At 71.9% G+C, this 25,447-nt stretch carries 17 protein-coding genes; 15 read left to right on the top strand and 2 right to left on the bottom strand.

Annotation, left to right across the window (positions count from 1 at the left end; translation table 11 throughout):
- Positions 1-154 precede the first annotated feature (154 nt).
- Complete coding sequence (locus IE195_RS07145; RefSeq protein WP_191268669.1) at positions 155-1,111, top strand: zinc-binding dehydrogenase; 957 nt, start codon at positions 155-157, stop codon at positions 1,109-1,111.
- Between the two features lie 83 nt (positions 1,112-1,194).
- On the opposite strand, the gene IE195_RS07140 is transcribed toward IE195_RS07145, so the two are convergent.
- A complete protein-coding gene (locus IE195_RS07140) occupies positions 1,195-3,333 on the bottom strand; it encodes a hypothetical protein (RefSeq protein ID WP_191268667.1) in 2,139 nt (712 codons plus the stop codon).
- Between the two features lie 382 nt (positions 3,334-3,715).
- Positions 3,716-4,987 (bottom strand): THUMP-like domain-containing protein, encoded by a 1,272-nt coding sequence (locus IE195_RS07135; protein WP_191268665.1) that lies wholly within the window; start codon positions 4,985-4,987, stop codon positions 3,716-3,718.
- Between the two features lie 226 nt (positions 4,988-5,213).
- On the opposite strand from IE195_RS07135, the gene groES reads away from it, so the two are divergent.
- From groES to guaA, 14 genes are all read left to right on the top strand, one after another.
- Positions 5,214-5,522, top strand: coding sequence for a co-chaperone GroES (gene groES / locus IE195_RS07130; protein ID WP_191268663.1), 309 nt, complete (start codon positions 5,214-5,216; stop codon positions 5,520-5,522).
- 118 nt (positions 5,523-5,640) lie between these two features.
- Positions 5,641-7,245, top strand: a complete 1,605-nt coding sequence (gene groL, locus IE195_RS07125; protein WP_191268661.1) for a chaperonin GroEL — start codon at positions 5,641-5,643, stop codon at positions 7,243-7,245.
- Positions 7,246-7,427: 182 nt separating this feature from the next.
- A complete protein-coding gene (locus IE195_RS07120) occupies positions 7,428-8,078 on the top strand; it encodes a sigma-70 family RNA polymerase sigma factor (protein ID WP_373295638.1) in 651 nt (216 codons plus the stop codon).
- 277 nt (positions 8,079-8,355) lie between these two features.
- Positions 8,356-9,846: an IMP dehydrogenase gene (guaB, locus tag IE195_RS07115; protein ID WP_191268657.1), complete on the top strand. Its 1,491-nt coding sequence runs from the start codon at positions 8,356-8,358 to the stop codon at positions 9,844-9,846.
- 120 nt (positions 9,847-9,966) lie between these two features.
- Positions 9,967-11,073, top strand: a complete 1,107-nt coding sequence (locus IE195_RS07110) for a GuaB3 family IMP dehydrogenase-related protein (RefSeq protein ID WP_191269080.1) — start codon at positions 9,967-9,969, stop codon at positions 11,071-11,073.
- 186 nt (positions 11,074-11,259) lie between these two features.
- Positions 11,260-12,126 (top strand): lytic transglycosylase domain-containing protein, encoded by an 867-nt coding sequence (locus IE195_RS07105; protein WP_191268655.1) that lies wholly within the window; start codon positions 11,260-11,262, stop codon positions 12,124-12,126.
- A gap of 172 nt (positions 12,127-12,298) precedes the next feature.
- Positions 12,299-14,017 carry a glycerol-3-phosphate dehydrogenase gene (glpD, locus tag IE195_RS07100; RefSeq protein WP_191268653.1) on the top strand — a complete coding sequence of 573 codons (1,719 nt, stop codon included), beginning with the start codon at positions 12,299-12,301 and terminating at the stop codon, positions 14,015-14,017.
- Between the two features lie 34 nt (positions 14,018-14,051).
- The gene (locus IE195_RS07095) at positions 14,052-15,095 is read left to right on the top strand and encodes a tetratricopeptide repeat protein (RefSeq protein ID WP_191269078.1); all 1,044 of its coding nucleotides are present in this window, start codon (positions 14,052-14,054) and stop codon (positions 15,093-15,095) included.
- A gap of 33 nt (positions 15,096-15,128) precedes the next feature.
- Positions 15,129-15,593 carry a hypothetical protein gene (locus IE195_RS07090; protein WP_191268651.1) on the top strand — a complete coding sequence of 155 codons (465 nt, stop codon included), beginning with the start codon at positions 15,129-15,131 and terminating at the stop codon, positions 15,591-15,593.
- A 64-nt stretch (positions 15,594-15,657) separates the two neighbouring features.
- A complete protein-coding gene (locus IE195_RS07085) occupies positions 15,658-17,187 on the top strand; it encodes a 3' terminal RNA ribose 2'-O-methyltransferase Hen1 (protein ID WP_191268648.1) in 1,530 nt (509 codons plus the stop codon).
- 53 nt (positions 17,188-17,240) lie between these two features.
- Positions 17,241-19,778, top strand: a complete 2,538-nt coding sequence (locus IE195_RS07080) for a polynucleotide kinase-phosphatase (RefSeq protein WP_225942727.1) — start codon at positions 17,241-17,243, stop codon at positions 19,776-19,778.
- A 276-nt stretch (positions 19,779-20,054) separates the two neighbouring features.
- Positions 20,055-22,493, top strand: coding sequence for a DUF8508 domain-containing protein (locus tag IE195_RS07075; protein WP_229826107.1), 2,439 nt, complete (start codon positions 20,055-20,057; stop codon positions 22,491-22,493).
- A 163-nt stretch (positions 22,494-22,656) separates the two neighbouring features.
- Positions 22,657-23,670, top strand: a complete 1,014-nt coding sequence (gene galE, locus IE195_RS07070) for a UDP-glucose 4-epimerase GalE (RefSeq protein WP_191268644.1) — start codon at positions 22,657-22,659, stop codon at positions 23,668-23,670.
- Between the two features lie 120 nt (positions 23,671-23,790).
- Positions 23,791-25,371 carry a glutamine-hydrolyzing GMP synthase gene (guaA, locus tag IE195_RS07065; RefSeq protein WP_191268641.1) on the top strand — a complete coding sequence of 527 codons (1,581 nt, stop codon included), beginning with the start codon at positions 23,791-23,793 and terminating at the stop codon, positions 25,369-25,371.
- Positions 25,372-25,447 lie beyond the last annotated feature (76 nt).

Below are 25,447 nucleotides of genomic sequence, written 5' to 3'. Positions count from 1 at the left end.
TGTCTCCCGGTGGGCCGGGGCCCCGACCATCATCGGAACGGAACGGTTCTGTTTCGCGGTGGCCGAAACAGGCCACCGGCGGCGCCCCGCAGGGCATCGGGGAAAGGGCACCCGGGACTGGAACGCGGCTCGGTCTCCGTGGTTGGGTACGGGTATGTTCGCCATCACCGCAGCACGCATCTCGTTCGACGACCCCCTCTCCGGGCTGGAGGCCGGTGAGCGGCCCGACCCCGAACCCCGCGAGGGGTGGACCACGGTCCGGGTCAGGGCGGCCTCGCTCAACCACCACGACCTGTGGAGCCTGCGCGGGGTCGCGCTGGGCGAGGACCGGCTCCCGATGGTCCTGGGCGGCGACGCCGCAGGGATCGACGAGGACGGCAACGAGGTGATCGTGCACAGCGTGATCACCGAACCCGCGGCCCCCGGCCGTTCGCCGCGGTTCTCCCTCCTCTCCGAGGTCCACGACGGAACCCTCGCCGAGAAGGTGCTGGTCCCCAGGGAGAACCTCCTCCCCAAGCCCCCGGAGCTGTCCTTCGAGGAGGCCGCCTGCCTGCCGACGGCCTGGCTGACCGCCTACAGCATGCTCTTCGGCAAGGCCGACCTGCGCCCGGGATCCACCGTCCTGGTGCAGGGCGCCGGGGGAGGGGTCTCGGCGGCGCTGATCACCCTGGCCTCCCGGGTGGGGCACCGGGTGTACGTCACCAGCCGCAGCGAGGCCAAGCGGGCCGGCGCCCTGGAGCTGGGCGCGTACGCGGCGCTCCCCTCCGGTGAGCGGCTGCCCGAACGGGTGGACGTGGTCTTCGACTCGGTCGGACAGGCCACCTGGAAGCACTCGATCCGCTCGCTCAAGCCGGGCGGTGCCGTCGTCACCTGCGGCGCGACCAGCGGCGACGCCCCTCCGGCCGAGCTCACCCGGGTGTTCTTCCTCCAGCTCCGGGTGCTGGGCTCCACCATGGGCACCAGGGAGGAGCTGGCGGCGCTGACCGAGATGTGCGTGCGCACCGGGATCCGTCCCCGGATCGACCGGGTCCTGCCGTTGAAGGACGCACGGGAGGGCTTTCGCGCGATGGCCGACGGAGAGCTGTTCGGCAAGGTCGTCCTGACCCCCTGACCCGGGTTCAGACAGCGCAAGGGGCCCGGAGCATCCGCTGCTCCGGGCCCCTTCCTCAGTCTGACGGGACGGTCGGCGAGTGTTTACTCGTCGTCGTCATCGTCGTCACGGCGGCGCTTCTTCTTGCCGTCCCGGCCCGGGCGCAGCAGCGCCTCGGCCAGGGCGAGCACCGTCTCCTCCAGGGAGGAGAACCGCTTGGTGATGTCGTCGTGCGAGTTCTCGACCGCCTCGGTGACGGTCTCCTCGAACTCGTGGCGGTCCGGGCGCTGCTTCAGCTCGCGGATGACCGGCTCCACCGCGGAGGTGACGTGCGAGTCGATCTCGTCGAGCCTGCCGGAGTGGTCCAGCAGCGGACGGTCCACCAGCTCGGTGAGGCGGCGGTGCAGCTCGCTGACCTCCAGGGTCTGCGGCAGCTGGTTGAGGCGCTGGTTGAGCGCCTCGAGGCGGTCGTCGATGGCCTCCATCCGGCCGTCGACCCCCTCGAAGTGGCCGCTGACGCCCTCGAACTGGCCCTCGACCCCGTTGACCCGGCCGTCGATCCCGTCCAGGCGGCCGTTGAGGCCGTCCAGACGGCCGTCCACCCGGTCGATCTTGCCCTCGACGCTCTCGAAGCTTCCCTCGAAGTGGCCCTCGAAGGTGTCGAACCGGTCGGTGAGGCGGCCGAGCTCGTGGTCGACCTTGCCGGTGATCTGCGACAGGTGGTTGTCCACCTTGCCGTTGAGCCCTTCGCGGTGCCGCTCCAGTCGCTCGTCGAGCGCGCTCCGGTGGGTCTCCACCTGCTCGGTGAGGGCCTCGGTCAGGGTCTGGTGCCGCTCCTCGGCCTCGGCGGCCAGCCTGGCGTTGTCCTCGGTGACGAAGGTGCGCAGCTCGGCGAGGTCCGCGGCGACCTTCTCGGCGTCCTCGGCGATCCGGGCGGAGAGGGCTTCGGTGCGCTCGGCCACCGAGTCGCGCAGGCCCTCGGCGGTGGCCTCGGCGTGCTCACGGGTCTCGGTGCGGCCCAGCTCGATCTGCTCGTCGAGCTCGGACAGGCGCTGGCGCAGGTGCGAACGCAGGTCGTTCAGGGACCTGTCGTGGTTCTCCCGCAGCTTGGCGAGCGAACCGGTGACGTCGGCGACGGCCGCGGTGGCCTCGGCGTGGTTCTCCTCGGCCTGGGTGTTCAGGTGGCCGAAGCCCTCGTTGACCTTGCCGGTGAGGGCTTCGTGGCGCTCCTCGGAGGTGGTGGCGAGGGACTTCAGGTCCGAGGCGAGGACCTCGTGGCGCTCCTCCGAGGTGGTGGTGATGGCCTTCAGGTCCGAGGTGAGGGCTTCGTGGCGCTCGCCGGAAGCGGTGGCGAGGGCACCCAGTTCCTCGGCCAGGGCCGTGGTGCGCTCGCCCAGCTCACCGGTGTTCTCCTGGAGCTTGCCGAGCAGGGTCTCGTGCTGTTCTGCGGTGCGCTCCTCGAAGAACCCGCGCAGTTCGGCCGTGCGCTCGTCGAGGGAGGAGGTGAGCTTCTCGCCGAGGCCGGTGCCGGCGGTGTCGAGGGCCTCCCGGCTCTCCCGGACGGCCGTGGCGAGGGTCTCGCGGCTCTGCTCGATCGCCTCGGCCAGTTCGTCCTTGCCCTCGGACAGGGTGGTGCGGACCGTGGTGGTCAGCTCCTCGTGGCGTTCGCCCAGGGTGGTGTCGAGGGCGGACAACGAGGCTTCGATCTGTTCGGCCCTGCCGTTGAGGCTCTCCAGGGCCGCGTCCAGGGCGTCCAGCCGGGTTCCGACGGTCTCGCTCAGCGCGTTGACGCGCTCACCGACCTCCGCGACCTGCTCGGCGGTTCGGTTGCCGGTCTCGGACATGCGCTGGAGACGGGTGAGGGCGGTGTCGAGGTGTCCGGCGACGCGGTGGGTGTCCGCCCGCAGGGACGGCATGTCCGACAGGGGCTTGACCTGCTGTCCGACGACCTCTATGTGTTCGGCGAGGGCTTCGGCCCACTCCGGGGGGCGTGCGAGGAAGTCGTCGATCCGGCCGTCGACCGCGGTGATCGACTCGGCAAGGGAGGTGAGTTCCCGTTCGCGCAGTTCGCGAAGCAGCCACTCCATCCCCTCGAGGCGCTGGCGCATCTCCTCGCTGACGGCACCCTGGGACTTCTGCTCGGAGACGTGCTCCTGGGCGGCCTGGGAGAGCAGGTCACGCATCCGGTCGGAGACACCGGCCTGCCCTCCCCCGTTGAGGAAGTTGTGATTGGTCTGTTCCACCGAGGTGCTCCTTATGGTTCTGGCGCTCCCGTCCGCGTCCGGCCCGTCGCACGGGGCCGTGCCGGGAGGACGGGTTCTCGATGGTCCCCGGGTGGGCGTCGTTCCGCGCCAGTTGCGCCCCACTGTGATTGAAGTGTGACTGTACGTACACACGGGGGGCGTGGGCCGAGTGTGAGCCGAACCGCGGGGCGGATCAAACAAGCACGGCCTTCCGGGTGAACCCATGAGAAGGGAAAGAATTCAGCGGCGCCAGTTTAACGACATCACCCCGTGTAACCCCAGGGGTTCGCGAAAGATATGGGTGTGGGAGGTAACGATACGGTCTGCGCGCCGTGTCCGGAAAGCCGTTGGGGGCGCCCGAACTCCGCTCCCCCGGACCGGATCAGTTTCCCGAGGGCTCCGTGACCTCGCGGCACAGCAGGTAGAAGGGCCTTTCTCCGATTCGGGTGAGGACGATCGTCACCGATTCCGGGCCAGAGGCGCGCAGGTCGCGGCGGAGTTTCTCGGTGTCCACCGCCGAACCGCGTTTCTTGATCGTTACCGTCCCGGCGCGGTGGGCCCGGACGGAGGAGCGGAGCCGCTTCAGCGAGAACGGCGCGAACTCCACGACCTCCAGCAGCCGCCACAGGGGGGAGGGCTCCGCCCGGTCCGAGGTGAAGTAGGCGATGCGCTCGTCCAGCAGGGCGCCGTCCACCCGCGCGGCGGCCTCCGCCACCAGGTGGGAGCGGACCACGGCCGGATCCGGGTCGTACAGGTAGCGCCGGGCCGCGGCGACGGGCGCGGGCCCCAGGTCCGGGTCCGCATCCAGGTGCGCGACCGAGCCCTCGCGCGCCAGCAGGCCGGAGCGCTCGTGCAGCACCGTCGCGCGCCGGCCGGACCCCCGGGCCAGGGCTCCGAACCACAGCGCGGTCTCCTTCAGCTCCCCGTCCACCGAGATCCACTCGGCCGAGGCCGCCTCGGGCAGCACCTCGTGCGGGATGCCCGGAGCGGCCTTCAGGCAGGCCGCCTCCGCCCCCTCCGCCAGCCGGGTGGCCACGTCCCACGGCGGTGAGTAGGCGGCGGGGTCGAAAACCCGGCCCCGCCCGCCGCGCCGGGCCGGGTCGCAGAACAGGAGCGGGTAGTCGCCCGGGGCGACCCCGTTCACGTCGCCCTCGCGGACCCGTGCGTGCCCGGCCAGGCCCAGCGCCCCGATGTTGGCGCGGGCCACCGCCACGGTCAGCGGGTCGGCGTCCACGCCCTCCACCGGAACGCCCCGTGCGGCCAGGGCGAGCAGGTCGGCGCCGATCCCGCAGCACAGGTCGCCCGAGGCCGCGCCGCCCCCGACGGAGGCGGGCAGGCTCCGGGCGGTCCGCTCGGCCCGGTACTCGGCGACGGTTCGGCGGGTGGACTGCTCCAGGCCGTTCGGGGTGAAGAACATTCGCCCGGCGTTCTCCCCGAATTTGGCCCGGCCCCGCGCACGCAGACCAACCTGGGTCATGACCGCGTTGACCAGCTCCGACACCGGCAGGTCCGGGTCGAGTGCGGCCAGCTTCGGATCCTGGCGCAGCCGTGAGGCGGCCGTCAGCGGGTCCCGGGCGGCGGCCTCCGGGTCCACCCCCGCCAGGACCTCCCGCCCCGCGTCGGTGAGCAGCGCCGAGAAGGCGGGCACGCGCATGGATCCTCCTGCTGTGGGCACGACGGTGTGGCGGGCCGTCCCCGTGACCAGGGCCCCCGCCACATTTCCATTCTGGCACTCTCGGGGGTAGAGTGCTAAATGCGACGAGGCCGGTCTGGCACCCGCGACGACAGGCCGCCGCGGTCGCCCCTTTTACGCAGTCTGTCCGTGCACTCGCACGGGCCGACGATCAGTACACCGAGACTTTGAAGGGGGAGGTCACACAGTGTCGACCGCCACCAAGACCGTGCTGAAGCCGCTCGAGGACCGCGTCGTGGTCAAGACCCTGGAGGCTGAGCAGACCACCGCCTCCGGTCTGGTCATCCCGGACACCGCCAAGGAGAAGCCCCAGGAGGGCGAGGTCCTGGCCGTGGGTCCCGGTCGTCTCGACGACAACGGCAAGCGCGTTGCCCTCGACGTGAACATCGGTGACGTCGTTCTCTACAGCAAGTACGGCGGCACCGAGGTCAAGTACGACGGCCAGGAGTACCTGGTGCTCTCCGCCCGCGACCTCCTCGCGGTCGTCGAGAAGTAGTTCCCGACGAAGAGCCATCAGGCGTAGAGCCATCTGCATCCCGCACCGGTCGGCCCACCAAGCCGGGCGGGGCGGGATGTTCGTTTTTGACCCGAACGGTTAGAGGAAGCACTCACACATGCCGAAGATCCTGGAGTTCGAGGACGACGCCCGTCGCGCCCTCGAGCGGGGCGTCAACCGCCTCGCCGACGCCGTCAAGGTGACGCTCGGCCCGCGCGGCCGCAACGTCGTCATCGACAAGAAGTTCGGCGCCCCCACCATCACGAACGACGGTGTGACCGTCGCCCGTGAGATCGAGCTGGACGAGCCCTACGAGAACCTGGGCGCGCAGCTGGTCAAGGAGGTCGCCACCAAGACCAACGACGCCGCCGGCGACGGCACCACCACAGCCACCGTGCTGGCCCAGGCGCTGGTGCGCGAGGGCATCCGCAGCGTGGCCGCGGGCGCGTCCCCGATGGCCATGAAGAAGGGCATCGACGCCGCGGCGGCCAAGGTCTCCGAGATCCTGCTCAGCCGCGCCGTGCCGATCAAGGAGCGCGAGGACATCGCCTACGTGGCGACCAACTCCGCCCAGGACGCCCAGATCGGCGACCTGATCGCCGAGGCCTTCGACAAGGTCGGCAAGGACGGCGTCATCACGGTGGAGGAGGCCCCGACCTTCGGTCTGGACCTCGACTTCACCGAGGGCATGCAGTTCGACAAGGGTTACGTCTCCCCGTACTTCGTCACGGACGCGGACCGCCAGGAGGCCGTCCTCGAGGACGCCCTGATCCTGATCAGCCAGGGCAAGATCGGCAACCTGAACGAGCTGCTGCCGCTGCTCGAGGAGGTCGTGCAGAGCAAGAAGCCGCTGCTGATCATCGCCGAGGACGTCGAGGGCGACGCCCTGGGCGCCCTGGTGCTCAACAAGATGCGCGGCACGCTCAACGTCGCCGCGGTCAAGGCGCCCGGCTTCGGCGAGCGCCGCAAGGCCATGCTCCAGGACATCGCCGTGCTGACCGGCGGCCAGGTCATCTCCGAGGAGGTCGGCCTGACCCTGGAGAACGCCGACCTCTCCGTGCTGGGCAGCGCCCGCCGGATCACCGTCACCAAGGACACCACCACCGTCGTGGACGGCGGCGGCCAGCAGTCCGAGGTGGACGACCGGGTCCGCCAGATCCGCAACGAGATCGAGGCGAGCGACTCCGACTGGGACCGCGAGAAGCTCCAGGAGCGCCTGGCCAAGCTCGCGGGCGGCGTCTCGGTGCTGAGCGTCGGCGCGGCCACCGAGGTCGAGCTCAAGGAGAAGAAGCACCGCCTCGAGGACGCCATCTCGGCGACCCGCGCGGCCATCGAGGAGGGCATCGTCGCCGGTGGCGGCGCCTCCCTGGTGCACGCTTCGACCGCTCTGGGCGACCTCGGCATGACCGGCGACGAGGCCACCGGTGTGGCGATCGTCCGCCGCGCCCTGGTCGAGCCGGCCCGGTGGATCGCGGAGAACGCGGGCGCCGAGGGCTACGTGGTCACCCACCGCGTCTCCGAGATGGAGGTCGGTCACGGCTTCAACGCCGCCACCGGCGCCTACGGCGACCTGGCGGCCGAGGGCATCATCGACCCGGTCAAGGTCTCCCGTTCCGCCGTCCAGAACGCCGCCTCGATCGCGGGCATGCTGCTGACCACCGAGGTGCTGGTCGCGGACAAGCCCGAAGAGGACGAGGACGACGGTCACGGCCACGCCCACTAGGGTTCGGCCGTACCCGGTCCGGGGGCGGGGCGCGTCGGCGTCCCGCCCCCGTCCACTACCACGGGAGTGGCGTTTCACACCCGCAACTTTGTGCCAGTTTCGGGCTATTTTCCCAAAATGTAACCATTCTGTAGTTGCTGATTGGAGTGGTTGGGTCCCCAACTGCGGGCATCATTCGTTACGTGACGGATACAGGCGCCCGGGGGGGCGTTACCGCGCAGCGGCCAGGTGCGCCCGCAGGGCGCGAGGAGACCGACCCCGCTACGCGCGAGACGGGGTTGAACCATCTGGGATCACTCGCCGTCCAGGGGGACGACGGGGCCCTGGACTCGTTGCTGCGCGAGGTCAGACCGATGGTGGTCCGCTACTGCCGCACCCGCCTGGCCCGGGTGTCGGGGCTGGCGCACTACTCGGACGACGTGGCGCAGGAGGTGTGCATCGCCCTGCTCACGGCGATCCCCCGCTACCAGGACCGGGGCAGGCCCTTCGCCGCCTTCGTGTTCGGCATCGCCGCGCACAAGGTCGCGGACACCCTGCGGGTGGCGGGCCGGGTGGAGACGGTTCCCACCGACACCGTCCCCGAGCCGCAGGACGACGGCCCCGGGCCCGAGGAGTCGGCGGTGCGCGTGGTCGAGGCGCAGCGGGCCAGAGCACTCCTCGACGAACTACCCGAACAGCAGCGCAGGCTGCTGGTCATGCGGGTCATCACAGGACTTACAGCAGACGAGACGGGACATCTCCTTGGTATGTCGGCAGGAGCGGTACGGGTTGCCCAGCACCGAGCTATTGCTCGGCTTCGGAAGGTGGCCCTGGCGAACCGCGTCCTCCCTTGAGCACGGCGCCGCGTCCCGCCCGGGTCGGCGCCCCTGCCCCAACCGGCCCCGGACCCGCGGCTACTGCCGCTATCCCCGGTGGTCCTCCTGGCGGTGACCCGCCCCGGGGCCGCGAGGCGGGGGCGAGGCCGCGAACCCGTGTCCTTGATCACTTCGTGATCGAGGTGACCGGGCGAACATCCCATTCCACCGGGCCGGTGCCGGACGACAACCTAGGATGAGACGACACGCGGGGGCGATCCGCGAAGGTGTTGCCGGGAACAGCGGAGGTTGTGTCATGGGCCAGGACCACAGCGACTACGGGGACAAACTGCTCCCGCCGGGGCTGACTTACGACGACGTGCTGTTGGTGCCGGCCTACTCCGACCTCCAGCCGGGCGAGGTCGACACCACCACCAAGCTCTCCCGCAACATCTCCCTCAGCATCCCGCTGCTCTCCGCCGCGATGGACACCGTCACCGAGGCCCGCATGGCCGTGGCGATGGCCCGCCAGGGCGGCGCGGGCGTCCTGCACCGCAACCTCTCGGCCCAGGACCAGGCCGCCCAGATCGACCTGGTGAAGCGCTCCGAGGCGGGCATGGTCACCGACCCGGTCACCTGCCATCCCGAGGACGACCTCGCCGAGGTGGAGCGCCTGTGCGCCCATTACCGCATCTCCGGCGTCCCGGTCACCGACGCCCAGGGCGGCCTGCTCGGCATCGTCACCAACCGCGACATGCGCTTCGAGAACGACCGCTCCCGGCTGGTGCGCGACGTCATGACCACCGAGAACCTGGTCACCGCCCCGGTCGGGGTCAGCCGTGAACAGGCCTTCGAGCTGCTGCGCAGGCACAAGGTCGAGAAGCTGCCCCTGGTCGACGGCCAGAACCGCCTGCGCGGTCTGATCACGGTCAAGGACTTCATCAAGAGCGAGCAGTTCCCCGACGCCACCAAGGACGCCGACGGCCGCCTGGTCGTCGGCGGCGCGGTCGGCGTGGGCACCGAGGCCGAGGAGCGCGCCAAGCAGCTCATCGACGCCGGGGTGGACTTCATCGTCGTCGACACCGCGCACGGCCACTCCGCCGGGCTCGCCGACATGATCGCCAAGCTCAAGGCCAACTCCCGCGCCGACATCGTCGCGGGCAACGTCGCCACCCGGGCCGGAGCACAGCTGCTCATCGACGCCGGCGCCGACGCCGTCAAGGTCGGTGTGGGCCCCGGTTCGATCTGCACCACCCGCGTCGTCGCCGGTGTGGGCGCCCCCCAGCTCACCGCCATCCTGGAGGCGGGCAGGGCCTGTGGTCCCGCGGGCGTCCCGCTGATCGCCGACGGCGGCCTCCAGTACTCCGGTGAGATCGCCAAGGCCATGGTGGCGGGCGCCAGCACCGTCATGCTCGGCAGCCTCCTCGCCGGTGTCGAGGAGAGCCCGGGCGAGCTGATCTTCATCAACGGCAAGCAGTTCAAGGCCTACCGCGGCATGGGCTCGCTGGGCGCGATGCGCGGCCGGTCCTTCTCCAAGGACCGCTACGCCCAGGCCGAGGTCTCCTCCGAGGACAAACTCGTCCCCGAGGGCATCGAGGGCCAGGTGCCGTTCCGCGGTCCGCTCTCCGCCGTGGCCCACCAGTTGGTCGGCGGCCTGCACCAGTCGATGTGGTACGCGGGCAGCCGCACCATCCCCGAACTCCGCGAGCGCGGCCAGCTGATGCGGATCACCAGCGCCGGTCTGCGGGAGAGCCACCCGCACGACATCAAGATGACGGTGGAAGCGCCGAACTACAACGCGCGCTAGACGCCGTCGGACCGCCCTCTGCGCGGGGTTGACCGCGGGCCGATAGACTCGCGTCCGCGGTCATGCGCCGGTCGACCGACCGGCGCCGCACGTCAGAGGGGAATCGAAGAGTTGGCTCAGGTGGAGATCGGGCTGGGCAAGAACGGGCGTCGTGCCTACGAACTCGATGAGATCGGGATCGTGCCCGCCCGGCGGACCCGCGACCCGGAGGAGGTGTCGATCGCCTGGCAGATCGACGCCTACCGGTTCGAGACGCCCCTGGTGGTCAGCCCCATGGACAGTGTCGCCTCGCCGAAGACCGTCGTCGCGGTCGGTGAGCAGGGCGGCCTCGGCGTGCTGGACCTCGAAGGTCTGTGGACCCGCTACGAGGACCCCGAACCGCTGCTCCAGGAGATCCGGGAACTCGACGACGTCGCCGCGACCAAGCGGCTCCAGGAGATCTACGCGGCGCCGATCCAGGAGGAGCTGATCGGCCGCCGGATCGAGGAGATCCGCGACGCGGGCCTGGTGACGGCGGCCCGCCTGTCACCGCAGCGCACCGCCCAGTACCACAGGGCGGTCGTGGACGCGGGCGTCGACATCTTCGTCATCCGCGGTACCACCGTCTCGGCCGAGCACGTCTCCGGGCGGGCCGAGCCGCTCAACCTCAAGCAGTTCATCTACGACCTCGACGTGCCCGTGGTCGTCGGCGGTTGCGCCACCTACACCGCGGCCCTGCACCTGATGCGCACCGGTGCGGCCGGTGTGCTGGTCGGGTTCGGCGGCGGCTCCGGCCACACCACCCGCTCCGTGCTGGGTGTGGCCGTCCCGATGGCCAGCGCCATCGGTGACGTGGCCGCGGCCCGCCGCGACTACCTCGACGAGTCGGGCGGCCGCTACGTGCACGTCATCGCCGACGGCGGCATGACCGGCAGCGGCGACATCGCCAAGGCCCTGGCCTGCGGGGCCGACGCCGTCATGGTCGGTTCGCCGCTGGCCCGCGCCGTCGAGGCGCCCGGCCGCGGCTACCACTGGGGCAGCGAGGCCCACCACAGCGAACTGCCGCGCGGGGAGCGCGTCGGGGTGGGCACGATCGGCGACCTCAAGTCGATCCTGCACGGTCCGGCCTCCACCAGCGACGGATCCATGAACCTCATGGGTGCGCTGCGCCGGACCATGGCCACCTCGGGTTACACCGACCTGAAGGAGTTCCAGCGGGTCGAGGTCGTGGTGAACCCGCACCGCTAGGCCTGTCGGCTCCGGTCCTTCGCCCGCCCGCGCGGGCCCGTGGGCGGGAACCGCCTGGGGCGCCCCGGTTGACCGGGGCGCCCTTCGCGTTCTCCCGGGCCGGGGCGACCGTTCGGCGGCGGTGTGTCACTATGGGGCGTGTTTTGCTTTCCGTGATCTCACAGTGACTTCCCCTTGGAGGACTGCATGGGTGACAGCGTGTCCGGTGCCAGCCGGCGCCGTCGGCGCGGACCGGCGATCGCGGTCAGCCTGGCCCTGGTCGTGTGCCTGCTGGTGACGACCGGGGTCGTGGTCCTGGTGGGCCGTGTGTCCAGCGTGCTCAACGACTGGGCGCCGCCGAGCGCCGCGGGGGTCCCCTCGGACGGGACGATCGCCACCCCCGCGCACGAGGAACTCACCGGCCCGCCCGAGCAGAGCGGGGTGACGCCCCGGGAGGACGAGGAGCCCGACGAGGCCGTCGTGGGAGCGGACGAGCGGCCCCGGCCCTCCGCGGCGCTTCGGCCGAGCGACGAGTGGCTGGACGGGGTCTCGGAGAGCACCGGTGTGCCGCGCCGGGCCCTGGAGGGCTACGCCAGCGCCCAACTGGTGCTCGACGCGGACCAGCCCGAGTGCCGGTTCTCGTGGCCCACGCTCGCGGGGATCGGCTACGTGGAGTCCCGCCACGGCACCTACGCGGGCGGCGAGCTCGGCCCGGACGGGAACACCACCGTGGACGTCATCGGTATCCCGCTGGACGGCACCAACAACACGCAGGCCATCCCGGACACCGACAGCGGAGAGCTCGACGGCGACACCGACTGGGACCGGGCGATCGGCCCGATGCAGTTCATCCCCGGGACCTGGGCGCAGTGGGGGGAGTCCCTGGAGGGCGTGACCCCGGACCCGCACAACATCGACGACGCCGCACTGTCGGCCGCCCGCTACCTGTGCGCCAGCGGCCGGGACCTGACGTCGGCGCAGGACTGGGAGTCGGCGGTCCTCTCGTACAACCGTTCCGACACCTACGTCAGCGACGTCCTGGCCTACGCGCACGCCTACGCCGGCGCCGCCTGAGCACCGCCGCGCGCGGCCGCCGCGCACGGGGAGGTAAATCGGTCGTGTCGCGTGTGGCGGCATCCGGCGTCCCCGGCACCCGGTTAGCCTGAGGGCGTGTTCGGCGGACGCTCAGGCCCCACCGGTCGGGTAGGCGCCTCGCCGGGACACCGATCGAGAGGGAGGACGACCAATGGCGACCACCTGGTTGGGGCCGAAGGGGCGCACCGAGGCGCTCGCGGCGATGGCTGACGAGGAACTCGACGTCCTCGTGGTCGGCGGTGGGATCGTCGGGGCGGGCATCGCCCTGGACGCGGTCTCACGCGGCCTCTCCACGGGGCTGATCGAGGCGCGGGACTTCGCTTCTGGCACCTCCAGCCGGTCCAGCAAACTGATCCACGGCGGACTGCGCTACCTGGAGCAGTTCGACTTCGAGCTCGTTCGCGAGGCCCTCCAGGAACGCGGGCTCCTGCTCACCACCATCGCCCCGCACCTGGTCCGCCCGGTGCCCTTCCTCTTCCCGTTCGAGCACCACTGGGAGAGGTTCTACATCGGCGCCGGGGTCACGCTCTACGACGCCCTGGCACTGACCTCGCGGAACAACCGGGGACTCCCGGCGCACCGGCACCTGTCCAGGTCCGGGGCGCTCAAGGTGTTCCCCGCCCTCAAACGCAGTGCGCTGGCCGGGGCCATCCAGTACTGGGACTGCCAGGTCGACGACGCCCGCTTCGTCACCACGGTCCTGCGCACCGCCGCCGGGCTCGGGGCGCGGATCGCCTCCCGGGTCCAGGCGGTCGAGTTCCTGCGCGAGGGCGAGCACGTGGTCGGTGCGGCCGCCGCCGACCTGGAGACCGGGGAGACGAAACAGATCCGTGCCCGCCAGGTGGTGAACGCCGCCGGGGTGTGGACCGACGACATCCAGGAGATGGTCGGCGGCCGCGGCCAGGTCCACGTGAGCGCCTCCAAGGGTGTGCACCTGGTGGTGCCGCGGGACCGCATCCAGGCCTCCTCCGGGATGATCCTGCAGACCGAGAAGAGCGTGCTGTTCGTCATCCCATGGGGCCGCCACTGGATCATCGGGACCACCGACACCCCCTGGGACCTGGACAAGGAGAACCCGGCGGCGAGCCGGACCGACATCGACTACGTCCTGGACCACGTCAACCGGGTGCTGCGCACGCCCCTGACCCGCGACGACGTGGAGGGTGTCTACGCGGGGCTGCGGCCGCTGCTGACGGGTGAGTCCGAGGAGACCTCGAAGCTCTCGCGCGAACACACGGTCGCCCACCCGGTACCCGGGCTGGTCCTCATCGCGGGCGGCAAGTACACCACCTACCGGGTCATGGCCGAGGACGCGGTGGACGCGGTGGCGCACGGGCTGGGCGGGGCGGTCCCCTCCTCGGTCACCGCCAGGCTGCCCCTGGTGGGTGCTGACGGGTACGCCGCGCTGTACAACCAGCGGCACCGGCTGGCCCGGGACTCGGGACTGCACGTCTCCCGGGTCACGCACCTGCTGCGCCGGTTCGGCTCCTCGGTGTACGACGTGCTCGACCTGATCAGGGAGCGGTCCGATCTGGGCAGCCCCCTGGCAGGCGCCGAGGACTACCTGAGGGCCGAAGTCGTCTACGCGGTGGAGGCCGAGGGCGCCCGCCACCTGGAGGACGTCCTGTCCAGGCGCACCCGGATCTCCTTCGAGACCTGGGACCGGGGCATCGCCGCGGCCGAGGAGGCGGCCGAGCTCATGGCCGAACCCCTGGGCTGGGACCGGGAGCAGATCGAGCGGGAGGTGGAGTACTACCGCAAGGGCATCGAGGCCGAACGCGCCGCCCAGGAGCAGGACACCGACCAGGAGGCCGACGCCGTCCAGCACGGGGCTCCGGAGATCGTCCCGGACATCCACGTCGGCCGGTGACACGGGATGCCATAACCTCACTGGCATGGCTGGCATGTGGCGATTCGGACGGAACCCGGCGAGGGTGCTGCGCGGCACCGACCTGGAGACGGCGCTGGTCTCCGCCTCCTACGGGACGGACCCGCTGCTGCGCTCCGGCTGCGAGGCGGTGCGCGGGGGCGACGCGGAGGCGGGCGCGGCCCTGCTCGTGGAGACCCGGGAGGACCCGGAGGTCCGCGCCTACCAGGCCGAGGCGCTGGGACGGGCCGCCGTCGACCGCCCCGACGAGGTCGCAGCCCTGGTGGAGGGTGGTGCCGACCCCGCCGACACGATGCTGTGGCTCGGCCACGCCCTGCTCGCCCGGGCCGTGGCCGCGCCCGCCGGAGGAGCCGACACCACCCGGGCCGACCGGAAGGCCTTCGAGGCCGCCCTGCACGAGGCACGGGTCCCGTTGGAGGAGGCCGCCCGGCGCCGCCCCGACGACGCCGCCCCCTGGGCAGCGCTCCAGACGGTGGCGATGGGGCTCGGCGACCGGGAGGAACGGGAACGGGCCTGGACCGAGGCGACCGCGCGGGCGCCCCACCACTTCCCCGCGCACCTGACCCGGGTGCGCTCCCTGGCACCCAGCCGAGGGGGCTCGGCCGAGGAGATGTTCGCCGCGGCCGGGGCGGCGGCCGACACCGCCCCCGAGGGCAGCCCGCTGTCGGCCGTCCTCGCCCTGGCACACGCCGAGTACCTGCGCGGCGAACAGCGCAGGCTCCTGCGGGAGGGCAACAGCGCCTACATCGCCGCCATGAGCCTGGGCCGCCTGCACGGGGAGGCGGTCCGGGAGCTGTTCGCGCTCGCGCGGGGGTGGGCGTCCGCGGCCGTGCCGCACGTGCGCGGCGTCCAGGCCCACCACCTGTTCGGCTGGGCCTTCCACCGCGCGGGGGAGAAGGACCTGGCCCGGTGGCACCTGGGGGCGGTCGGCCGGTACGTCTGCGACATCCCGTGGGCCTTCTTCGGATCCGCGCGCGCCGAGGCCGCCCTGGCCATGGCCGAACTGGGGGTGGACCCGCGGGCGGACCGGGGGACCGGCACCGGTTCCGGGATCGGGTAGGCGCGCCGCGGCCTATGCGGCAAGAATGGGCCCATGAGCCGCACACCCCCCGTGAGTCCCCGCCAAGCCCTCCTCCTCGGCCTCGTGGCCGGGGCCGGGGCGACCCTGCTGTCCCTGCTGATCGCCTGGTTCTACCTCGTACTCGTGGTCGAGGTCTCCGACACCGGGGTGCTCGGGGTCGACGCCGACGAGCTGCGCGTCACCGTGTTCGTGACACTGACCGCCGCACCCCTCCTGGCGTGGCTCCTGCTGAGGCTGCTCGGCCTGCCCCACCCCCTGCCGACCGCGCTGCTCTCCGTCCCCCTGTACCTGGTCTACGCCGCCCTGCCCCTCACCGAGTACCCGGTCATGCAGCACCCGCTCTGGGGCAGGACCCTGGGCCTGTTCGCCATGACCCTCGCGGTCACCCTTCCGGTCCTGGTGACCAGCAGCCTCCACCGGCGCCGCGCCGCACCCCCGGTCTCCCCCGAGGACGACAGCAGCGATCCCCGGGCCTGACACGTCCGTGCCGCGGGCCGAAAAACACTGGTCGGCCGTGGGCGGGGTCGGACACAATGCACGGGTGCTACTGACGATCACCACCACAGCCCGGCCGGCGACGGACCTCGGACACCTGCTTCACAAGCACCCCGACAAGGCGCAGAGCTTCGAGCAGTCCTTCGGGACGGCGCACGTCTTCTACCCCGAGGCCACCGAGGAGCGCTGCACCGCGGCCCTCCTCCTCGAAACGGACCCGCAGGCGCTGTTGCGTACGCGCACGTCGGTGAGCACACCCGACTTCGCCCTGGCGCAGTACGTGAACGACCGGCCCTACGCCTCCTCCTCCCTGTTCACGGTGGCCCTGGGCAAGGTCCTGCGGACCGCGATCCGGGGCGTGAGCCGGAGCCGTCCCGAGCTGGCCGGCACACCCATCCCGCTGGTCCTGCACCTGCCCGCGGTCCCCTGCCGCCCCGGCCCGGAGAAGGCCAGGGCGCTCTTCGAGCCGCTGGGCTGGACGGTCCGGGCCGAACCGGTCCCGCTCGACCCGGGGCTGCCCGGCTGGGGCGACTCGCACCACCTGTCGCTCACCCTGACCGGGACCCTGCGGCTGTCCGAGGCGCTCAGCCACCTGTACGTGCTGCTGCCCGCGATGGAGGGCGGCAGCAAGCACTACTGGGTGGACTCCACCGAGATCGACAAGCTCCTGCGCGCGGGCGGCGCCCCGGTCGACGGGGTCGAGGACGGGACCGGGGCGGGCGCGGGCTGGCTGGTCGGGCACCCCGAACGGGGGTGGATCGCCCGGCGCTACCTCGCCCGCCGGGACCGCTACGTGCGCACCGCCATGGCCCGGCTGGCCGAGGCCGACGACCGGAGCGCCGAGCCCGAAACCGAAGCCGAGGAGGCGGAGGCGGTCGGGGCGGTCCCGCGCGATCCGGCGGTCGAGGAGCGCGAGCCCTCGCTGGCCGAGCAGCGCGCGGGCGCGGTCCTGGCGGTGCTGGAGGCCGAGCGGGCCACCAGCGTCATCGACCTGGGTTGCGGCGGCGGCAGACTGCTGGAGCGGCTGGCCGGAGTCCGCGCCCTGGACCGGATCACCGGGGTGGACGTCCACGCGGGCAGCCTGGAGGCCGCCCACCGCAGGCTTTGCAAGGGCTGCCACCCGGACGGGGGCGGGCGGCACCGGAGCCTGTTCACCGACCACGACGCCCGCCCCGGCGACCGGTCGGCCCGTCGGCCCCGCCCCGAACTGCTGCTGGGCTCCGTGGTCTACCGGGACCGGCGCTTCCACGGCCACGACGCGGCGGTGCTCATGGAGGTCGTCGAACACCTCGACCCCTCCCGGCTGCCCGCCATGGAGAACGTGGTCTTCGGCGACGCCGCCCCCCGCGTCGTCGTGGTCACCACACCCAACGTCGAGTACAACCGCCACTACGAGGGCCTGGCCGAGGGCGCGTTCCGGCACGCCGACCACCGTTTCGAGTGGACCCGCGCCGAGTTCGCCGCCTGGGCCGACCGCGTCGCCGCCGAACACGGTTACACCGTCCGCCGCCTGCCGGTCGGCCCCGAACACCCCGAGACCGGGGCCCCGACCCAGATGGGAGTCTTCACCAAGTGAACGAGTCGAACGACGAGGCCGCCCGCGAGCCCCGGGTGCTCCGCGTGCCCCGGATGGGACTCGTCCTGTTGGTCGGGGTCTCCGGGTCGGGCAAGTCCACCTTCGCCGCCAGGCACTTCGAACCCACCCAGGTGATCGGCTCCGACTTCTGCCGGGGCATGGTCAGCGACGACGAGAACGACCAGACCGCCACCTCCGACGCCTTCGCTCTGCTCGGCACCATCGTGGACATCCGGCTGCGGCGCGGGCTGCTCACCGTCGTGGACGCCACCAACGTCCAGCGCGGTGCGCGTGAGCACCTGATCCGTATCGCCAAGGACAACAACGTCCTCACCACCGCGATCGTGCTCGACGTGCCCGAGGCGCTGGCCCGCGAACGCAACCGCGTCCGCCCCGACCGCGACTTCGGCGACCACGTCATCCGCCGCCAGCGGCGCGACCTCACCGGCGGGATCAAGCGGATGGCCCGCGAGGGCGTGCGCAGGGTGTACGTCCTCAGGGGGCAGGAGGAGATCGACGCCGTCCGCATCGAGCTGGAACGCCCCTGGCCGGACCGCACCGAGCTCACCGGGCCCTTCGACATCGTCGGTGACGTCCACGGCTGCCGCTCCGAACTGGAGTCCCTGCTGGCGGAGCTCGGCTACGAACTGCGCCGCGACGGCGAGGGCCGCCCGGTCGGGGCCCGGCACCCGCAGGGCCGCACGGCCGTGTTCGTCGGCGACCTCGTGGACCGGGGGCCGGACAGCCCCGGGGTGCTGCGCCTGGTCATGGGCATGGTCGCCGACGGCGACGCCCTCTGCGTGCCCGGAAACCACGAGAACAAGCTGGTCCGGTACCTCAGGAGCGGCAAGGGCCGGCTGACCCACGGTCTTGCCGAGACCGTGGAACAGCTGGGCCGGGAGAGCGAGGAGTTCCGCGCACGGGTGCTGGACTTCTGCGACGGCCTCGTCAGCCACCTGCTGCTGGACGGCGGCAGGCTGGTGGTGGCGCACGCCGGGCTGAAGGAGGAGTACCACGGCCGCGCCTCGGGCCGGGTGCGCTCCTTCGCCCTGTACGGCGAGACCACCGGCGAGACCGACGAGTTCGGCCTCCCCGTCCGGCTGCCCTGGGCCCGCGACTACCGGGGCAGGGCGATGGTGGTCTACGGGCACGTGCCCACGAACAGGGCCGAGTGGCTCAACCGGACCATCTGCCTGGACACCGGCTGCGTGTTCGGCGGAAGGCTCACCGCGCTGCGCTACCCCGAACGGGAGATCGTGGACGTGGACGCCGAGCGCACCTGGTACGAGCCGGTCCGGCCGCTGGTGGACAACCCGCCGGAGCGGGACGAGGGGGGCGCGGGCCAGGTCATCGACATCAACGACGTCGGGTTGGGCGACCAGGGGTCCGGGCTGTTCGTCGAGACCGCCCACGGCACCGTGCGCGCCGACGCCGAGAGCACCATGGCCGCGCTGGAGGTGATGAGCCGCTTCGCGGTGGACCCCCGGTGGCTGGTGTACCTGCCGCCGACCATGGCCCCCGCACCGACCGCCGCCGACCCCGGGCTGCTGGAGCACCCCGACGAGGCCTTCGCCTCCTACCGGAGCTCCGGCGTCGGGCAGGTGATCTGCGAGGAGAAGCACATGGGCTCGCGCGCGGTCGCCGTGCTGTGCCGGGACGAGGCCGCCGCCGAACGGCGCTTCGTCCCGGGTGAGCTCGGAACCGTCTACACCCGCACCGGGCGCCCCTTCTTCAGGGACCCCGCGGTCCAGGACGAGGTGGTCCGCAGGCTGCGGCAGGCGGTCACCGACGCCGGCCTGTGGGACAGGCTCGGCACGGACTGGGTGGCCCTGGACGGCGAGATGCTGCCCTGGTCGGCCAAGGCGCGTTCGCTCATCCGCGAGCAGTACGCGTCCGTGGGCGCCGCCGCCCGGGCCTCGCTGCCCGCTGCCGCGGCCGCCCTGGCCGCGGCGGCCGAGCGGGGCGTGGACGTCGGGGGACTGGCGGAGACCACCGCGCGCCGCACCGAGCAGACGGAGGCGTTCAGCGCGGTCTACCGCCGTTACTCTTGGGAGACCGAGGGTGCGGACGGGCTGCGCTACGCCCCGTTCATGCTGTTGGCCTCCGAGGGCCGGGAGTACGGCGAGGCCGACCACCTCTGGCACATGGGGGTGGCCGAACAGCTGGCCGGGACCGGCGGGATGGTGTCCACCACCCGCTACCGGGTGGTGGACACCACGGACCCGGACGCCTGCGCGGCCGCGGCCGCCTGGTGGCGGGAGATGGTCGACCGCGGCGGTGAGGGCATGGTGGTCAAGCCGCTGCTCGGTGCCCGGGCCAAGGGCCGCAAGGGTCTGGCCCAGCCGGGGCTGAAGGTCCGCGGACCGGAGTACCTGCGGATCGTCTACGGGCCGGACTACACCGACCCGGAGCGGATCGCGGTGCTCAAGGACCGCAAGCTCGGCCGCAAGAGCGGGCTGGCCATGCGCGAACACAAGCTCGGGCTGGAGGCCCTGGCCCGCCAGGCCGCGGGTGAGCCCCTGTGGCGGGTGCACGAGCCGGTCTTCGCGGTCCTGGCCCTGGAGACCGAGCCGGTGGACCCGAGGCTGTGACCGTGCGGGACCGACGGGCGGGGCACCTCGTGCGCCCCGCCCCCTCCGGGGCGGGCGGCGGACCCGGCGGTTGGACCGGTCCGGACCAGTGACTCGGTCGCCCGACCCCGGGAGCCCGGGCTTTGGAGGATCACACCGAAGTCAGAGCTCTCGGTTGTCGTGTGATCACAACAATCGGGCACCGGGCCGCCTTCTTTTCACGTCGTCTCTTTCGGGCGGACATCCGCGAGCGCCATGATGTGGCCGCACCAGACCCCCGGAGAAATCGGAGCAGGCGTGTCCCCAACTCCCTCCAGACCCACAACCCGTGCCTCGGCGGCGGTCGCGGCGGCAGCCCTGGCCGCGGGCCTGCTCGCCCCGGTGCCAGCCCTGGCCGCGGCCGACGGTCCGGTCATCAGCGAGGTGTACGGCGGCGGTGGCAACAGCGGAGCCGAACTGCGGCACGACTTCGTCGAGCTGGGCAACCCCACCGACACGGCCGTCGACCTGTCCGGGTGGAGCGTGCAGTACCTCCCGGCACGGCCCGGCGACGCCACCCGGGTCCAGGTCACCCCGCTCGACGGCAGCATCCCCGCGGACGGGCACCACCTGATCCGGCAGTCGGCGGGCAGGGGCGGCACCACCGAACTGCCCGAACCCGACGACACCGGAAACACCAACATGTCGGCCACCGCCGGGGCCGTCCTCCTGGTGGAGGGCACCGACCCCGTCGAGTGCCGCACCGCAGCGACCTGCGCCGAGGACGGAAGCATCATCGACGTGGTGGGCTACGGCGGCGCCGTGGTACACGCCACCTCGCCCGCTGCGGGAACCAGCAACACCACCTCGGCCTCCCGGGACACCGCCTTCACCGACACCGGGAACAACTCCGCCGACTTCACCGTGGCGGAACCGAACCCCGTCAACAGCGCGGGCGAGACGGTCGGGGACCCCGGCGGCGGCGACCCCGGGGACCCGGTCGAACCCGGTGACCTGGCCGTCCACGACATCCAGGGGACCGGCCGGACCTCGCCCCACGTGGGCGAGGAGGTCTCCGGCCTGTCCGGCGTGGTCACCGCGGTCAACGCCTTCGGCAGTGCCCAGGGCTTCTGGTTCCAGGACCCCGAGGGCGACGGCGACCCCCGCACCAGCGAGGCGCTGTTCGTCTTCACCGGCTCCACCACCCCCGACGTCGCGGTCGGCGACGAGGTCCTGGTCGCCGGACGGGTCAGCGAGTACCGCCCCCAGAGCGGAGCCCAGAGCATCACCCAGCTCGACCGGGCCCGGTGGACCACCGTCTCCCGGGGCAACGACCTGCCCGAGTCGGTCCTGCTCGACGCCGACGCCGTCCCCGGGACCTACGCCCCGGACCACGGCGGCGACATCACGGATCTGGAGCTGCGACCCGACGAGTACGCACTGGACTTCTGGGAGGCCCACGAACACATGCGCGTCCGGGTGGAGGACGCCCCGGTCATCGGCGCCACCGACGGCTACGACGCCCTGTGGGTGACCACCCGGCCCGACGAGAACCCCACGGCCAACGGGGGCGTCCGCTACGGCTCCTACGAGGAGCCCAACAGCGGCCGGGTGAAGATCGAGTCCCTCCTGGACCGGGACGTGCGCCCGTTCCCGAACGCGAACGTCGGCGACACCCTCGCCGGGGTCACCGAGGGCCCGGTCTACTACAGCCGGTTCGGCGGCTACCTGGTCCGCGCCACCACCCTGGGCGAGCACGTGCCCGGCGGTCTGGAGCGCACCCCGGTCCGGGAGACCGAGCGGCACGAGATCAGCGTCGCCACGTACAACGTCGAGAACCTCGGCGGCGCGGACGACCAGGCCGACTTCGACGCCCTGGCCGAGGGCTTCGTGGACTACCTGGGCTCACCCGACATCGTCGGGCTGGAGGAGATCCAGGACAACAGCAGCGCGAGTGACGACGGCACCGTGGACGCCGACGTGACCCTGGACCGCCTCACCGGGGCCATCGCGGCCGCGGGCGGGCCCGTCTACGAGTGGCGCCAGATCAGCCCCGAGGACAAGCAGGACGGCGGCCAGCCGGGCGGCAACATCCGCAACGCCTTCCTCTTCAACCCGGACCGGGTCCGCTACGTCGACGCGGCGGGCGGCGACGCCACCACCTCCGTCGAGGTCCTGGAGGGCGGGCGCGGCGCCGAGCTGTCCGTCTCCCCGGGCCGGATCGCCCCGCAGGACGAGGCCTGGGAGTCCAGCCGCAAGCCGCTGGTCGGCCACTTCCGCGCGCTCAACCGCGACGTGTACGTGGTCACCAACCACTTCAACTCCAAGGGCGGCGACCAGGCCCTGCACGGGGTCAACCAGCCGCCGGAGCGGGTCAGCGAGACCCAGCGCCACGCGCAGGCCGCCCTGGTCCGCGAGTTCGCCGACGAACTCCTCGCGGTGGACCCCGAGGCCAACCTGGTGGTGATGGGGGACCTGAACGACTTCCAGTTCTCCACCACCCTGGACATCCTCACCGGGGACGGTGCGCTCACCAACCCGATGGTGGAGCTGTCGGAGCCGCAGGAGCGGTACAACTACGTCTACGACGGCAACTCCCAGGCTCTCGACCACATCCTGGTCAACGGCGCCCTGGCCGGGCGGGTCGACTACGAGGTCGCCCGGATCAACTCCGAGTTCCACGACCAGGTCAGCGACCACGACCCGCAGGTGCTGCGGATCGACACCCGGCGCAGCACCTCGCCCGGGCGGGGCTGAGCCGCAGGGCCGGGAACCGAATCCCGACCAACCGTGACGGGGCGGGCACCGCGAGGGCGTCCGCCCCCTCACGCGTCCGGGACACCCTCCCGGAGCCCCCGGACGGCTCGGCGGCTGCCCCTATCCTGGAGGGGCCCGCACAGCCCTCTCCCAGGGAAGATCGATGAACGTACTGCTCACCGGCGGCGCCGGGTACATCGGCACCCACACCGCCGTCGAACTGCTCCAGGCCGGGCACGAGGTCGTGGTGGTCGACTCCCTGGTCAACAGCCACGAGGAGGCCCTGCGCCGGGTGGAGCGGATCACCGGTCGCACGCTCACCTTCCACCGGGCGGACTGCACCGACCCCGAGGCGATGCGCGCGGTGTTCGACCGGCACGACATCGACGCGGTCATCCACCTGGCCGGGCTCAAGGCGGTGGGCGAGTCCGTCCAGCAGCCCCTGCGCTACTACCGCAACAACCTCAACGCGCTCCTGACCCTGTGCGAGACCATGGACGCCGCCGGGGTGCGCGACCTCGTCCTCAGCTCCTCGGCCACCGTCTACGGCGACCCCGACCGGATGCCCATCACCGAGGACACCCGGCTCTCGACCACCAACCCCTACGGCAGCAGCAAGCTGTTCTCCGAGCAGATCCTGGACGACCTGGCCACCTCCGACCCGCGGTGGAACATCATCTCGCTGCGCTACTTCAACCCGATCGGCGCCCACGCCAGCGGTCTGATCGGGGAGGACCCCCAGGGCGTCCCGAACAACCTCTTCCCCTACATCGCGCAGGTGGCCTCCGGGCGCCGCGAGCGGCTGAGCGTGTTCGGCGACGACTACGACACCCCCGACGGCACCGGCGTGCGCGACTACCTGCACGTCGTGGACCTCGCCAACGGCCACCTGGCCGCCGTCGACCACCTGGCCGACGCCCCCGGACACCGGGTGTACAACCTCGGCACCGGACAGGGCACCTCGGTCATGGAGGGCCTGCGCGCCTTCGAGCGCGCCACCGGGTCACCCATCCCGTACGAGGTGGTCGGCCGCCGCCCCGGCGACATCGCCGTCTGCTACGCCGACCCCTCCGCCGCCGCCCGAGACCTGGGCTGGAAGGCCGTACTCACCATCGACGACGCCTGCCGGGACGGCTGGCGCTGGCAGTCCGCCAACCCCGGCGGATTCGCGGGCTGACGCGGCCCCGCCGCCCGGCCGGATCCGGGTGCCGGGCGGCACGTCCGCCGGTGCGCCCCGGCCCCGGGCAACGCCCTAGACTGGACGGACATCCCATTTTTCTGCGGAAGGTCCTCCGTCGTGTCCGTTGGTGCTGACAGCACGTTCGACACCGTCCTCGTCGTCGACTTCGGTGCGCAGTACGCGCAGCTGATCGCACGGCGGGTCCGGGAATGCCACGTGCACAGCGAGATCGTGCCCTCGACCATGCCCGTCGAGGAGATGCTCGCCAAGAAACCCAAGGCCATCATCCTCTCCGGCGGCCCCTCCTCGGTGTACGCCGAGGGCGCCCCGAGCGTGGGGCCCGAGCTCTTCGAGACCGGGGTTCCGACCTTCGGTATCTGCTACGGCTTCCAGGCCATGACGCGCGCCCTGGGCGGGGTCGTGAACAGGACCGACCTGAGCGAGTTCGGCCGCACCGAACTGTCCGCCGAGGTCGACTCCGTGCTGTTCGAGGGCCTGCCCGAGGGGCTGAGCGTGTGGATGTCGCACGGGGACTCCGTGGTCCGGGCTCCCGAGGGCTTCAGGAGCACCGCCAGCACCGACGGCGCCCCGGTCGCCGCCTTCGAGGACACCGACCGCCGCCTGTTCGGCGTGCAGTTCCACCCCGAGGTGATGCACACCGAGCACGGCCAGGACCTGATGCGCCGATTCCTCTACGAGGGCGCCGGGTGCCGTCCCACCTGGACGATGGTGAACATCGTCGAGGAGCAGCTGGAGCGCATCCGCGGGCAGATCGGCGACAAGCGCGTCATCTGCGGTCTCAGCGGCGGTGTGGACTCCGCCGTGGCCGGGGCCCTGGTGCAGCGCGCCGTGGGCGACCAGCTCACCTGTGTGTTCGTCGACCACGGCCTGCTCCGCAAGGGCGAGGCCGAGCAGGTCGAGAAGGACTTCGTCGCGATCACCGGCGCCAAGCTGAAGGTGGTCGACGCCGAGGAGCGCTTCCTGTCCGCGCTGGCCGGGGTGAGCGACCCCGAGGAGAAGCGCAAGATCATCGGCCGTGAGTTCATCCGCGTCTTCGAGCAGGCGGCCCGTGAGGTCGTCTCCGAGGGCGGCGACGGCGGCGCCGAGGTCGAGTTCCTGGTCCAGGGCACCCTGTACCCGGACGTCGTCGAGTCCGGCGGGGGCACCGGCACCGCGAACATCAAGTCGCACCACAACGTGGGCGGGCTGCCCGACGACCTCCAGTTCACGCTGGTGGAGCCGTTGCGCGAGCTGTTCAAGGACGAGGTGCGCAAGGTCGGCGAGGAGCTGGGCCTGCCGCCCGAGATGGTGTGGCGCCAGCCCTTCCCCGGTCCCGGCCTGGGCATCCGGATCATCGGGGAGGTGAACCGGGAGCGCCTGGAGATCCTGCGTGAGGCCGACGCGATCGCCCGTGAGGAGCTCACCCGCGCCGGGCTGGACCGCGACATCTGGCAGTGCCCGGTCGTGCTGCTCGCCGACGTGCGTTCGGTGGGCGTGCAGGGTGACGGCCGCACCTACGGCCACCCCGTGGTGCTGCGTCCGGTCAGCAGCGAGGACGCGATGACCGCGGACTGGTCGCGGGTGCCCTACGACGTGCTCGCCCGTATCTCCAACCGGATCACCAACGAGGTGCGTGAGATCAACCGGGTGACGCTGGACGTGACCAGCAAGCCCCCGGGCACCATCGAGTGGGAGTAGAGCTCCCCAGGACATGGGCGGGGCCCGGCACACCGTGTGTGCCGGGCCCCGCCGCCGTTCCGGGAGCCGCTGCTCC

This window comes from Nocardiopsis terrae (assembly GCF_014651695.1).
GTDB classification, from domain to species: domain Bacteria; phylum Actinomycetota; class Actinomycetes; order Streptosporangiales; family Streptosporangiaceae; genus Nocardiopsis; species Nocardiopsis terrae.
Note: the sequence above shows the minus strand (reverse complement) of the source record. Positions and strands in the feature narration are given on the sequence as shown.

Excerpts from the sequence above, each read along its gene's own strand:
- IE195_RS07080 (WP_225942727.1), top strand. The coding sequence starts at position 17,241 with ATGGGACTCGTCCTGTTGGTCGGGGTCTCCGGGTCGGGCAAGTCCACC.
- galE (WP_191268644.1), top strand. The coding sequence starts at position 22,657 with ATGAACGTACTGCTCACCGGCGGCGCCGGGTACATCGGCACCCACACC.
- IE195_RS07135 (WP_191268665.1), bottom strand. The coding sequence starts at position 4,987 with ATGCGCGTGCCCGCCTTCTCGGCGCTGCTCACCGACGCGGGGCGGGAG.
- groL (WP_191268661.1), top strand. The coding sequence starts at position 5,641 with ATGCCGAAGATCCTGGAGTTCGAGGACGACGCCCGTCGCGCCCTCGAG.
- guaB (WP_191268657.1), top strand. The coding sequence starts at position 8,356 with ATGGGCCAGGACCACAGCGACTACGGGGACAAACTGCTCCCGCCGGGG.
- IE195_RS07095 (WP_191269078.1), top strand. The coding sequence starts at position 14,052 with ATGTGGCGATTCGGACGGAACCCGGCGAGGGTGCTGCGCGGCACCGAC.
- IE195_RS07145 (WP_191268669.1), top strand. The coding sequence starts at position 155 with ATGTTCGCCATCACCGCAGCACGCATCTCGTTCGACGACCCCCTCTCC.
- IE195_RS07090 (WP_191268651.1), top strand. The coding sequence starts at position 15,129 with ATGAGCCGCACACCCCCCGTGAGTCCCCGCCAAGCCCTCCTCCTCGGC.
- IE195_RS07105 (WP_191268655.1), top strand. The coding sequence starts at position 11,260 with ATGGGTGACAGCGTGTCCGGTGCCAGCCGGCGCCGTCGGCGCGGACCG.
- glpD (WP_191268653.1), top strand. The coding sequence starts at position 12,299 with ATGGCGACCACCTGGTTGGGGCCGAAGGGGCGCACCGAGGCGCTCGCG.